11 protein-coding genes are annotated in these 12,776 nt (G+C 71.1%); all 11 read left to right on the forward strand.

Annotated features, from left to right (window positions below; all coding sequences use genetic code 11):
• On the forward strand, positions 1 to 375 hold the full coding sequence (locus tag G4D83_RS01685; protein ID WP_163861860.1) for a protein CrdC: 375 nt from the start codon (positions 1 to 3) through the stop codon (positions 373 to 375).
• Positions 372 to 2,162: a methyl-accepting chemotaxis protein gene (locus G4D83_RS01690; RefSeq protein WP_163861863.1), complete on the forward strand. Its 1,791-nt coding sequence runs from the start codon at positions 372 to 374 to the stop codon at positions 2,160 to 2,162. Before G4D83_RS01685 ends, G4D83_RS01690 begins: the two co-directional genes overlap by 4 nt.
• Positions 2,159 to 3,976 carry a methyl-accepting chemotaxis protein gene (locus G4D83_RS46730; RefSeq protein WP_163861865.1) on the forward strand — a complete coding sequence of 606 codons (1,818 nt, stop codon included), beginning with the start codon at positions 2,159 to 2,161 and terminating at the stop codon, positions 3,974 to 3,976. Before G4D83_RS01690 ends, G4D83_RS46730 begins: the two co-directional genes overlap by 4 nt.
• Positions 3,973 to 6,648: a hybrid sensor histidine kinase/response regulator gene (locus G4D83_RS01700; protein ID WP_163861868.1), complete on the forward strand. Its 2,676-nt coding sequence runs from the start codon at positions 3,973 to 3,975 to the stop codon at positions 6,646 to 6,648. The genes G4D83_RS46730 and G4D83_RS01700 overlap by 4 nt, the downstream gene beginning before the upstream one ends.
• An 80-nt stretch (positions 6,649 to 6,728) precedes the next feature.
• Positions 6,729 to 7,787, forward strand: a complete 1,059-nt coding sequence (cheB, locus tag G4D83_RS01705; protein ID WP_163861870.1) for a chemotaxis-specific protein-glutamate methyltransferase CheB — start codon at positions 6,729 to 6,731, stop codon at positions 7,785 to 7,787.
• A gap of 67 nt (positions 7,788 to 7,854) precedes the next feature.
• Entirely contained in the window at positions 7,855 to 9,210 is a 1,356-nt protein-coding gene (locus G4D83_RS01710; RefSeq protein WP_163862757.1) for a CheR family methyltransferase, read from the forward strand.
• Positions 9,211 to 9,293: 83 nt separating this feature from the next.
• Positions 9,294 to 10,142: a tetratricopeptide repeat protein gene (locus G4D83_RS01715; protein WP_163861873.1), complete on the forward strand. Its 849-nt coding sequence runs from the start codon at positions 9,294 to 9,296 to the stop codon at positions 10,140 to 10,142.
• On the forward strand, positions 10,139 to 10,270 hold the full coding sequence (locus G4D83_RS46735; RefSeq protein ID WP_275902348.1) for a hypothetical protein: 132 nt from the start codon (positions 10,139 to 10,141) through the stop codon (positions 10,268 to 10,270). Before G4D83_RS01715 ends, G4D83_RS46735 begins: the two co-directional genes overlap by 4 nt.
• 81 nt (positions 10,271 to 10,351) lie before the next feature.
• Entirely contained in the window at positions 10,352 to 11,284 is a 933-nt protein-coding gene (locus tag G4D83_RS01720) for a metallophosphoesterase family protein (RefSeq protein ID WP_240356094.1), read from the forward strand.
• 109 nt (positions 11,285 to 11,393) lie between these two features.
• The gene (gene rpmE, locus G4D83_RS01725; protein ID WP_163861876.1) at positions 11,394 to 11,672 is read left to right on the forward strand and encodes a 50S ribosomal protein L31; all 279 of its coding nucleotides are present in this window, start codon (positions 11,394 to 11,396) and stop codon (positions 11,670 to 11,672) included.
• A 211-nt stretch (positions 11,673 to 11,883) separates the two neighbouring features.
• The gene (locus G4D83_RS01730) at positions 11,884 to 12,765 is read left to right on the forward strand and encodes a DNA-methyltransferase (RefSeq protein ID WP_163861879.1); all 882 of its coding nucleotides are present in this window, start codon (positions 11,884 to 11,886) and stop codon (positions 12,763 to 12,765) included.
• Positions 12,766 to 12,776 lie beyond the last annotated feature (11 nt).

A 12,776-nucleotide genomic window follows, 5' to 3' on the forward strand; every position in this document is an offset into this window, starting at 1 on the left:
ATGGCTCCAGCCAGTCCCGTCCGGGGCATGCTGTTCTGCCATGCGGGCCCGCATCGGCTCGCCTTCGCCGCGCACGAGGTGCTCGCCATCTCCTCTCCCGGTGAGGAGGCGGACGCGGCCTCTGCCCGGCTGGCGTTCCAGGCTCCGGCGGGCGCCATGCGGGTGCTGGTGGCGGCCTCGGGCGGCGCGGTGGGGGTGGACACGCTCGAAATCGACGCGGAGTCGCACCCGGTGCTTCCCGCGCCCTGTGTGACGGTGCACGCCTCGGGGGGCAGCCTGCGGGGTTTCGTGCTGGCGCGCGGGGTGCTGTGGCCGCTGTTGGGCCTGGCGGACTTCGAGCGCTTCCTGCGGGGCCTGGTTCGGGGGGCGGCATGACGGGGCCCAGGGACGTGCGGGGCCTGGCCCGGTGGCTGGCGCGTCCGGTGGCGCCCGCCAGCTCGGTGGGCATCTCCCTGGCGCTGCTGCATGGCCTGCTGACGGAGGCGCTTCCCGTCGAGTCGTGGCCGCGCTTCCTGGGGCTCGTCGTCCTCGTCACGGCGCTGTCGCTGTGGCTCATCCAACTGCATGCGCGGCGCTCGCTGCGGGTGCTGTACGCCGTGGGCGACGGGCGGCTGTCGGCTTCGTCGGAGCATCTCAAGGCGGCGTTGTTGGAAGCCCGGGGCTTTCCCGAGCGGTGTTTCTCCTTCGCGCTCCAGAGCTGGCTGGTGGGCGCGTTGGTGGTGGCCTTCATCTTCATCCCCTGGGTGGACGCGCCCCTGTCGCTGGGGCCGCGCATCCTGCTCGTGGGCGTGTCGCTGGGCTCGCTGACGGCGCTGCTCATCTACCTGCTGGTGGTGCGCCGCTGCCGGGAGGCGGTGGAGCTCATCGCGGCCCGGGGCCTGTCGCCCATGGAGGTGGTGGCCGCGGCGCCGCCCCGACGGCTGCATATCCGCCGCCGCATGGTGCTCTTCACCGCCATCGCGGTGCTCACGCCGTCGCTGTTCATCCTCGACGCCACCGTCAGCCGCACCTCGCGCGCCATGGACGACGTGGTGCGGGCCCACTCGCCGGAGGAGCAGGACGCGGCGCTGCGGCGGGCGGATGACGGACGAGGGCTGGCGGTGGCGGGGCTGGTCGCCATCCTCGTGCTGCTGACGGCATACCTGGGGGGCACCGTCATCGCGGCGCCGCTGCGCGCCATCACCGAGGATGCCACCCGCATCGCCCAGGGGGACTTGCGTCCTCCACGAGTCATCGCCGCCGAGGACGAGGTGTGGGCCACCTCCGCCGCCTTCGCGCAGATGCAGGCGCAGCTCGGCCAGGCGCTCACCCAGCTGCGGCGCGCGGGGCTTCAAATCTCCACCACCACGGAGCAACTGGTGGCCACGTCCGGGGAGCAGGAGTCCGGCGCGGACGAACAGGCCAGCTCGCTCAACGTGACGAGCGCGACGACGGAGGAGCTGGCGCGCTCGGCGCAGCAGATCGCCGGCAACGCGGAGTCGGTGTCCACCATCGCCGAGTCGACGTTCGCCGCCGCGCAGACGGGGCAGCGGGGCGCCGCCGCCTTCCTGGGCGCCATGCAGCGCATGAAGCAGGACAACCAGGCCATCGCGGACGCGGTGGTGCGGTTGAACAAGCGCGTGCAGCAGATTGGCAAGGTGGTGGAGTTCATCAACGAGCTGGCCGACAAGACGGACCTGCTGGCGCTCAACGCGGAGCTGGAGGGGACCAAGGCGGGCGAGGTGGGGCGGGGCTTCTCGCTGGTGGCCGCGGAGATGCGCAGGCTGGCGGAGAACGTCATCCGGTCCACCAAGGCGATTGAGCAGCTCATCGCGGAGATTCGCGACGCCACGCACGCGGCGGTGATGGCGACGGAGGCGGGGCTGAAGGCGATGGACGCGGGCACGGTGCTGGCGGCCGAAGTGGACGAAAGCCTGAGCCTCATCCTGGAGCTGGCGCGGCAGACGTCGCACGCGGTGCGCAGCATCTCCCTGGCCACGCAGCAGCAGCAGACGGGTACCGACCAGCTCGCCGCGGCCATGGGGGACATCCTGCGCGTCACGGAGCAGAACTCGGCGGCCACCAAGCAGATGGCGGTGGCGAACGCGGACCTGTCCACCCTGTCGAGGGACCTCAAGCGCGTGGTGGAGCGCTTCCACGTCGTGGCCGGGGAGGACGCATGAGCGCGCGCGGAGGCCCTCGGCGGGCCTCGTTCAGCCGGCATCTGATGCTGCCGGTGCCCCTGGCCAACCTGATGGGCGCGGCGCTGGGGCTTCACTACGCCCGGCTCACGCTCTCCGACGCGCTGGCCGTGGACGGGCGGCTGTCGCTGCTGCTCCGGCTGGGCGCGCTGCTGTGTGGCGTGGCGATGGTGGTGGGCTCGGCCGTGGCGCTCGGGCGGCTGCGCACGCTGCGTGGGTTGGAGCGGGGTGATATCTCGCCGACGCCGGAGTCCCTGAAGGCGGCGGTGATGGAGGTGACGCGCGCGCCGGATGAGTCCTTCCTGGGCTCGCTGGGGCTGTGGCTGCTCACCACCGTGGGGCTGGGGGCAGCGCTGTGGGGCGCGGGCGGCGCGGACGTGGACATGTCCCGTCGCATCGCCGGGCTGGGGCTGTTGTTCGGTCCCCTGACGGCGCTGCTGGTGCACTGCCTGGTCATCCTGCGCTCGCGCAAGGTGGTGCTGTGGCTGGCCGAGCTGGGCATGACGCACTCGCAGCTCATCGCGGCCATGCCCCGGCGGGCGGAGATTCGCGCGCGGCTGGTGGCCTTCGCCTTCATCTCCGTGGTGACGCCGGCGGTGTTGTCGGTGCAGCTCTCCTCGGCGCTGGGAGAGCGGGCGCTGGCCCAACTGGTGGAGCATGGAGCTCCGAGCGCGGAGCTGGCCTCGGCGCTGCGCCTGGAGGCGCTGGCGTCGGGAGGGCCGCTGGTGCTGCTCGTCTTCGGGCTGGGGCTCGCCACGGCGTACCTGGGTGGCACGTTGCTGGGGCGGCCGCTGCGGGAGCTGTCGAGCGAGGCGCGCCGCATCGCCGAGGGCGACCTGGCCAGCCCCCGCGTGGTGCCGGCGGAGGATGAAATCTGGGATGTGTCCGCCGCCTTCACCACGATGCGGGCGCACCTGGCGGATGTGATGTCGCAGCTGCAGCGCGCCGGGGCGCAGATTTCGGCCACCACCGAGGAGATTCTCACCACCTCCGGGCGCTACGAGATGGGCGCCGCGGAGCAGGCCAGCTCGCTGGACCAGACGAGCGCGACGACAGAGGAACTGGCGCGCTCGGCCCGACAGATAGCGGAGAACGCGGGCTCGGTGGCGCAGATCGCCCAGCGGACGCTGGGAGCCGCGCAGCAGGGACAGCGCAGCGCGGAGTCGTTCCTGGGCTCCATGGAGCGCATGAAGCAGGACAACGCCGCGATTGCGTCGGCGGTGGTGCGGCTCAACAAGCGCGTCCAACAGATTGGCAAGATTGTCGAGTTCATCAACGGCGTGGCCGACAAGTCGGACCTGCTGGCGCTGAACGCGGAGCTGGAGGGGACGAAGGCGGCGGAGGTGGGCCGGGGCTTCTCGCTGGTGGCCGCGGAGATGCGCAGGCTGGCGGAGAACGTGCTGGAGTCGACCAAGGAAATCGAGGGGCTCATCGAGGAGGTCCGCGAGGCCTCGGCCGCGGCGGTGTCCGCCACCGAGGGCGGCGTGCGCGCGGTGGAGACGGGGACGACGCTGGCCCAGCAGGTGTCGGAGTCACTGCGGCAAATCACGAAGCTCGCGGGGAAGACGTCGGACGCGGTGCGCAGCATCTCGCTGGCCACGCAGCAGCAGCAGACGGGCACCGACCAGCTCGCGGAGACGATGGCGGACATCCTGCGCATCACCCAGCAGAGCCTCAACGCCACCAAGCAGGTGAGCACGGCGAACACGGACCTGCTCGTGCTGGCCAGGGACCTCCGCGAAGTGGTGGAGCGGTTCCAGATTGGCCAGGAGACGCTGCGGGAGGAGGGCGGGTGAACCCGAGCGAGCGCCTCCTCAGGCAGTTCCGGGACCTGGTGACGGTGCGCTTGGAGCGCATCAACCGGGCGCTCATGGAGCTGGAGGCGGGGGCGAGCGCGGAGGCTGGAAGGGGCGCGCTGCGCGAGCTGCACGGCCTCAAGGGCGAGGCCCGGATGATGGGCTTCGACGACATCAACGTGCTCGTGCACGAGATGGAGGAGCTGGTCCGCTGCACGGAGCCTCGGCGGTATTCGCTGTCGGCGGACTCCACGGACGCGCTGCTCAGCGCCGCCGACGTGGTGCTGCTGCTCTCGGGAGCCCAGCCGTCGACCGAGGTTTCGCCCGAGGTGGGGCGGCTCGTGGTCTGGCTCCAGGCGTGTACCCGGGCGGAGGCGGATGGGCCGTCGATGGGGGCTGGCTCGTCGGAGGTCGTCGGTCAGGAGCCCGCGGTGTCGCGCCGGGTCGACGCGGGTGAGTCGCTGGCCGCATTGGCTCGGGCCGCCGCCGTGGCGTCCGAGCTGGCCACGGGTAACCCTGCTCCAGCGGTGGTGGAGGACAAGGGCACAGGCGTACCTCGCGGCACTCTCGTGCAGGGCGCTGGGATGGGGCGGGTGGGGGCCGGTGCCTCCGTCGAGAGCGCGCACAGTGGTTCAGGCACCGCGACGTCGAGGGGAGGCAGTGCCTCCGTCGAGGAGACGCCCCGGCGTGGCTCGGGCACGGGGATGTGGCGGGTCAGCAGCGGCACTCCCGTGGAGACTCCTGCTCGGAGCCCGGTGGGAAGTCTCCTGGCGACGGGCGGCACGCCTGCTTCGTCACGGGCCCGCAATTGGCCCTCCGCGCCTCGCCCAGAAGGAAGCCCCGCCGCGAGCCCTTCTCGGACTGGCACCGCTGCTTCTGGAGCGGGGACCTCTCCGGCGACTTCATCCATCACGGCGCCTCGGGCACCGGGGCAGGGTGGGGCGCAGCAAGGGGGCACCACCGCGGCGCCCCGCCAGGTCGAGACGCGCATGGACGCGGTGCGCATCGATGTGGCCAGCCTGGACCTGTTGACCAGCGCGGTGACCAACCTGGCCCAGGTGGCTCGGCGGCGAGAGCGCGCCAACGCCCGGCGGCTGGCCCTGGCCCGGGAGCTCGGTCAACTGGCCCGCGAGGCGGAGGACCTGGGGCCCGCGGCAGTGGCCCTGGTCGCCCGTCTGGGAACCGCCAAGGAGCTGGCCGCCGACCTCCATCGCGAGTCCAAGCTCCTGTCCAACGAGGAGCTCCGAGATTTGGGCCTCGTCGTGGAGGAGGTGCAGGGCCTGCGGATGCTGCCCTTGTCCGTCCTCTTCGAGCCCTACCCGCGCATGGTCCGCGACTTGTCTCGCTCGCTCGGCAAGGAAGTGGAGCTGGTCGTCGACGGCGAGGATACCCGCGCGGACCGGGCCGTGGTGGAAGCGCTGCGCGAGCCGCTGATGCACCTGGTGCGCAACGCCCTGGACCACGGCCTGGAGACGCGGGTGGACCGGGTGACGTCGGGCAAGCACCCTCGGGGCTGCCTCACGCTGCGCGCCGCCCGGGAAGGCAGCCGCATCATCCTCCGCGTCGAGGACGACGGCCTGGGCCTGGACCCCGCCGAGCTGCGCCGGGTCGCCGTGCGCCGGGGCACCCTGGACGAGAGCGCCGCCAACGCCCTCTCGGACGCCGCGGCCCGCGAGCTCATCTTCCTGTCCGGCTTCACCTCGCGCGAGGTCGCCACCGACTTGTCGGGGCGGGGCGTGGGGCTCGACGCCGTCCGTGCCTCCATCCAGGGCCTGGGCGGCGACGTGGGCGTGGAGTCCGCGCCCGGCTGGGGCACCATCTTCGAGCTGCGCGTCCCCGTCTCCCTCACCGTGGCGCCGCTGCTCTTCGTCCAGGTGGGCCAGGAGACGCTCGCGCTGAGCGCCACCCACGTCTCGCGGGCCCTCAAGGTGGAGCCCATCCACCTGTGCGAGGTGGCCGGCCGTCCCTCGCTGCTCGTGGAGGGGCGGGTGCTGCCGCTGGCCTCCCTGGGCGCGCTCCTGGGCCTGGCTCAGGAGCGGGAGGTGCGCGAGGGGGAGCTCGTCCTGGTGGTGCGCAGCCAGAGCGGCGCCGCCGCCGTCGTGGTGGACCGCGTCCTGGAGGAGCGGGTCCAGGCCATCCTCCCCCTTCGCGGGGTGATGGCCCGCTTCGGCCACCTCGCCGGAGCCACGTCCCTGGCCGACGGCCGGCTGGCGATGGTCCTCTCCGCCGCCTGGCTCACCGCCAGCGCCCACGGGACGTCCCCGCTGAAGCTGCCCCGCTCGACCTCCCCCGGAGCCGAGTCCCGCCGCCGCCGCATCCTCGTGGTGGACGACTCGCCGTTGACGCGGGAGCTCATCTCCAACCTCCTGGAGGCCGTGGGGTACGACACCGTCATGGCCGCCGACGGGGCGGACGCGCTGGATGCCCTGGAAGGGGCGCCGGTGGACCTGGTCGTGACGGACCTGGAGATGCCCGGAATGGACGGCCTGGAGCTGACCCGGCGCCTGAAGGGGCATCCCACCATGGCCCGGATGCCCGTCGTCATCCTCACCACCCGTGGTGGCGAGGAGGACCGGCGGCGTGGGCTGGCGGCCGGGGCGGACGGCTACATCACCAAGGGAGATCTGGTGCGCCAGGACCTGGTGGATGTGGTGGGCCGCCTCCTGTCCTGAAGGGCCCCCGCTCAACCTCCTGAGGACACGGCGGAGCATTGGCTATACTCGTGGCCTCGCGTACGGGGTATGGACAGGGCATGGGCAAGAAAGTGTCGGTGCTGGTGGTCGATGACTCACTCATCTGCCGACAGCTCATCTGCGAGGCGCTGAGCAAGGACCCCGACATCGAGGTCGTGGGTTCCTGCGCGGACGGCAAGCAGGCCGTGGAGATGACCAAGGAGCTGCGCCCCCACGTCATCACCATGGACGTGGACATGCCCGTCATGGACGGGTTGACGGCCACCGAGCACATCATGGCCGAGTGCCCCACGCCCATCCTGGTGCTGACGGCGGACCCGCGCTCGCAGGCCCCGGAGCTGACGTACCGCGCGCTGGAGCTGGGCGCGCTCGCGCTTCAAATCAAGCCCGCCATCGACGCCGGCCCCGAGGCGTGGAACCTGGTGCGGGAAATCAAGCTGCTCTCCTCGGTGCGCGTCATCCGGCACCTGCGCCGGGCCCAGAAGGGCACCATCACCCCTCCCCGGGTGACGACGTCGGTGCTGCCCGCGGTGTCCATGGGCGTGGTGGTGGTGGCCGCCAGCACGGGCGGGCCGCAGGTGTTGAACCGGATGCTCTCCGAACTGCCGGCCGACTTCCCGGCGCCCATCGTCATCGTCCAGCACATCAACGCGGCCTTCGCGGAGTCGCTGGCGGGGTGGCTGGGCAACACGAGCCGGCTGAAGGTGCGGCTTGCGCAGGACGGCGAGCCGTTGATGCCAGGGCACGTGCTCATCGCCCCGCCGGGGATGCACACGGTGATTCCCTTCCGCGGGCGGGTGGCGCTCAAGGCGGGGGTGGAGCGGGACGGGCACATGCCGTCCGGGACGACGCTGCTGGAGAGCGCGGCCAGGACGTATGGCCGCCGGGCGGTGGGGCTGGTGCTGACGGGCATGGGCGGAGATGGCGCGGAGGGGCTGCTGGCCATCCGTCAGGCGGGTGGGCTGACGCTCGCGCAGAACGAGGAGTCCTGCGTGGTGTTCGGCATGCCCGGCACGGCGGTGGAGCGCAAGGCGGTGGACCACCTCATCCACGGAGACGAAGTCGCCGCCACGCTGGCGCGACTGGCCCGGGGTGAGTCGCTCGCAGTGGGGCGCTGAGCCGCCGGTGCGCGCCCCGGGTGCGCCATGGTCTTCCGTGCGCGCCTTCCTCACGGCGCGCACGGGCATGGCCTTGAGCGGGCCGCAGATTCGTCGCCTGGATGATCGGCTGGCGGAGCGGTGTCGCGGGCTGACGCCGCACCAATACCTGGCCTTCCTCAAGTCGCCGTCGGGCGCGGCGGAGCTGGAGGGGCTCATCTCTGCGGTGGTGGTGAACAAGACGGACCTCTTTCGCGACGAGGTCCAGCTCACCGACTTCCGGGAGCGGGTGCTGTCGCCGCTGGTTGCGCGCGCGGGGGGACGGCCGCTGCGAATCTGGAGCGCGGGCTGTTCCACGGGCGAGGAGGTGGCCACGCTGCTCATCCTCCTGGCCGAGTCGGGCGCGAGTCCTGGCAGCACGGTGCTGGGCACGGACATCTCGGAAGCGGCGCTGCGGCGGGCGTCCGCGCTCTCTTTCACGACGGAGCAACTGCGCCGGGTGCCCTCGGGGCCGCGTGAGCGCTACTTCGTGACCAGGGGCTCGAAGCTGTCGCTGGTGTCGGCGCTGCGTGAGCGCGCCAGCTTCCAGGTCCACAACCTGATGGACGTGCCCTATCCCCGGCCCGTGGGAGAGGGGTGCTTCGACGTCATCTTCTGCCGCAACGTCCTCATCTACTTCACGGTGGAGTCCTTCCACCGGACGGTGGCGACGCTGGCCGACAGCCTCGTGCCGGGGGGAACGCTGGTGCTGTCCGCGGCGGAGCCGCTGCTCCAGGTGCCTCCAACGCTGCGGGTGGCACGCACGGAGGCCGCGTTCTTCCACGTCCGGGTCGACGTGTCCGAGGGGACACCGCATCCAGGCAAGGAGGCCCCGGCGAGCATCGTTGGAGTGGGCGTCGGGGCGGGCCGCGACGCGGCGACACCCAATAGCGCGGACCGGGCGCTCACATCGGGAACGAGCCGGGAGTCGCGGACGCCCACCAGCACGGGGAGGCGCACGCTGTCGGGCGCGAGCCGCGAATCGCCGACTCCCCTCGGCGCGGGCCGGGCGTCCGTGCCGGGAACGGGCCGCTCGCCGTCGATTCCCACCAACGCGGACCAGGGCTCGGCGCTGCCCTCACCGTCCTCCGCCGAAGCCGACCTGCTCTTCGCCTGCGTCCTCGACGGCGCCGCCTCGGGAGCCTCCGACGCGGTGGCGGAGCGCGATTTGCGCCGCTGCCTCTCGCTGGACCCGGACCATGCCGCCGCGCGCTACCTGCTCGGGCTGCTGCTGGAGCAGTGCCGTCGCCCCCTTGAGGCCGCCGCTGAGTACCGCCGGGCCCTGGTGTCCCTGGAGGAGGGGAGGGCCCGCCCGGTTCCCTTCTTCCTCAACCCCGCCCGGCTCCGCGTGGCCTGTGCGCACGCCGCCGGACGCCTGTCTCCCCCGAGCAGCAGCCGCCGCTGACGAAGCAGGCGGGCGGGCTCGGCGCCAGGGGCCTTGCGAGAAGTCCGGACGGCCCGGCGATTTGGCCGTAAGATGCCCGACCCATGCGAAGGCTCGTCCTGTTCGCGCTGCTGGTGGCGCTCCCTGGTTGCTTCTATCCCGCTGATCGCGGCCGCGCCCTCGAGGCGAAGGTCGACCGGCTCGGCGCCGACTCCGCGCAGATGCAGACGGAGCTGAAGGAGGCGCGCGATCAACTCGCCGCCACCCTGCCGAAAATCGACGAGAAGGTCGCCGAGGTCACCAAGGCCCTGGATGGCCTGGACACCGCCGCGCGCCGCAAGGACGCGGACATCGGCGTCCAGCTCCAGAAGACGATGGAGGACCTGTCCCAGCTGCGCGGCCAGGTGGAGACCTACCTCCACAAAATCACCGAGCTGGAGACGGCGCTCGGCGCCCAGGACCAGAAGCTCCTCGCGATGCAGGGCACGGCCGCCGTGAAGGAGGCCGAGGCCAAGAAGAAGGCCGAGGAGCTCCAGCGTCCCACCAACCCCAAGGACTTCCTCGCGCTCGCCCAGGAGCGGGCCAAGGCCGGCGAGGTGCTCGTGGCCCGTCAGCTCTTCACCGAGCTGATGAAGAAGTGGGCCAAGGACCCGCTGGTGGGCGAGGCCCACTACGGCCTGGGTGAGACGTACTTCTCCGAGTCCAAGTGCCGCGAGGCCCTCTTCGAGTACGGCAAGGTGGTGCAGGACCACCCGAAGACGCCCTCCGCGCCGGACGCCTTCCTGCGCTCCTCCGAGTGCTTCGCCCAGCTCAAGATGAAGGACGAGTCGCGGATGGCGCTCGAGGAGCTGGTGAAGAGCTACCCCAAGGCCGCCGCCGCGAAGACGGCCAAGGAGCGCATCGCCGAGCTGGACAAGGCGAAGGCCCCCGCGAAGAAAGGCGGCAAGAAGTGAGCCTCCGTCCCCTGCGGCTCGCCGCGCTGGCGCTGCTGCTCCTGCCCTTCGTCGCGGGCGCGGCGCCCAAGCAGTTGGTGCTGCTCTTCACCGGAGACAATGGGGGCGAAATCGCCCCCTGTGGTTGACGACACAACCCGTCTGGCGGTCTGGCCAGAAGAAAAGTCACGATAGAGCAGGAGCGCGCCAAGGGCGTACCGGTCCTCGTATTGGACGCGGGCAACGCGCTCTTCAGGAGCCGGGACAGCGGCGGCGCTCCGGATGCACGGCCGCGCGCGGAGCTGTTGCTCGCGCAGATGGACGCGCAGGGCACCACCGCCATGGCCGTGGGCACGAGAGACCTCAACCTCGGCGTGGACTTCCTGCGCAAGCAGACGCGCAAGTCGAAGCTGAAGCTGTTGTCGGCGAACCTCGTGGACGCCAAGGGCAAGCCGCTGTTCCCCGCCTCCACGGTGGTGGACGTCGGCGGCCTCAAGGTCGGCGTGGTGGGCGCCTCCCCGGCGACGACCCAGCCCGAGCCCATGGAGCCGTTGGCCCAGGGCAAGGCGGCCGGAGTGATGCGGCAGGGCCTGCCGGTGGGTCCCGCCGTGGCCGCCGAGGCGAAGCGGCTGCGCCAGCAGGAGCACGTGGACCTGGTGGTGCTGCTCGCCGCCGTGCCCTACGACGAGGTGCTCAAGCTGGCCAACGAGGTGGAGGGCGTGGACTTCGTGATGCCGTCTCACGAAGGCCGGGGCTCCGGCATCCCCCAGCGCATGGCGATGACCACCATCGTCCCGCCGGGAGACCGGGGGCGCCAACTGGCGAAGCTGGAGCTGGCCATCAACGGCCCTGGCCGGTTCGTGGACAACTCCGAGGTGGCGCGCACCCGCGACGGCCTGCGCATCGTCGAAACCAACCTGGCCAAGGCCAGGGAGCGGCTCGCCAAATCCACCGACGAGACGCAGAAGCGCTCGCTCGAGGCAGCGGTCGCCAGCCTGGAAGCCCGGCGCACGGCCCTGGAAAAGACGGTGGCGGGGGGCGCAACGCCCGCGGCCCGGACGCATCTATTGTCGTACATCCAGCTTGGGAGCGACGTGCCGGCGGATCCGGCCGTTCAAAAAGCGGTGGAACGCATCGAGCCTCCTGGCTCGGCATCCCACTGACCCGGGCGGATCTTGTGCCCCGGTCGGCGCGCCGTTATAAGCGCCGGCCATTACAGTGTCGGACCTCCCAGCCGTTGGCGGTTGGGGGCAAGGCACCCTGGAGAGCGTCATGAAGCCGGACCTGCACCCTGTCTATCCGCCGTCCCGCATCACCTGTGCCTGTGGCAACGTTTTCGAGACCCACTCCACCCGCGGCTCGTTCGCGGTGGAAACCTGCGCGAACTGCCACCCCTTCTTCACGGGCAAGTTCAAGCTCATGGACACGGCCGGCCGCATCGACCGCTTCAAGAAGAAGTACGCCGCGAACCCCACGAAGGGCGCGGACGCTGCTCCTGTCGAGGGCAACATCGCGGTCCCCGTCGCCAAGGCCAAGAAGGCCAAGGCCTGAGTCGGGCCGTCGCGCTTCGTAGCCACTGAAGCAGCACCGCGAGCAGGGTGTCGGAGCGCCTCCACGAGAGGCGCTCCCGCCCTGCTCGCGGTGTTTCTACGGCTTGAGCACCTCGTCAAGTTTCAGGGTGCTACAGGTCAGAAAATTGCTGTAGCAGCCTGTTGAGGCACATTCCGCCGCGTCCCACGACGAAGAGTCCGACGGAGGCGTGATGTTCGCGGAAGCTGCTGCCCCAAACCTGAAGGTTGTCCGGCGCTCCCTCAACGAGAGCGTGCACGCGAAGGGCGACGCCTGGACGCTCTTGCGGGGGGACAGCCTGGATCTCCTGCAGCAGTTCGAGCCCCAGACGTTCGACATGATTTTCGCGGACCCGCCGTACTTCCTCTCCAACGGTGGCACCACCTGCAAGGGTGGCAAGCGCGTGTCGGTGCAGAAGGGCGGCTGGGACGTGTCGCGCGGGGTGGAGGAGGACCACGCCTTCACCACCGCGTGGCTCGCCGCCTGCCAGCGCCTGCTCAAGCCCACCGGCACCCTCTGGGTGAGCGGCACGCAGCACGTCATCTTCAACGCCGGCTTCGCCATGCAGAAGCTCGGCTACAAGCTGCTCAACACCGTCACCTGGTTCAAGCCCAACGCCAGCCCCAACCTGGCGTGCCGCTACTTCACCCACTCGACGGAGCTGCTCATCTGGGCCTCCCCGAAGTCGGGCGGCAAGCTCCAGCACGTCTTCAACTATTCGAAGATGAAGGCGGACAACGGCGGCAAGCAGATGCGTGACGCCTGGGCGCTTCCTCCCTCCGGCGACGCGGAAGTGACGGCCGACGGCGAGGGCCGCCTGTGGACGCTCACCGTCCCGCGCGGCGGCGAGGAGAAGGCCTTCGGCAGCCACCCCACGCAGAAGCCCGTGGCGCTGCTGGAGCGCATCATCGAGGCGAGCACCCCCGAGGACGCGCTGATTCTGGACCCCTTCAACGGCAGCGGCACCACGGGCGTCGCCGCCCTCAAGCTGGGCCGCCGCTACGTGGGCATCGACATGGATGCCCAGTACCTGGACATCGCCGAGAAGCGCCTCGTGGCGCAGGCGGCGAAGTAGTCCACGCTCCC

The organism is Myxococcus eversor, from assembly GCF_010894455.1.
GTDB lineage: Bacteria > Myxococcota > Myxococcia > Myxococcales > Myxococcaceae > Myxococcus > Myxococcus eversor.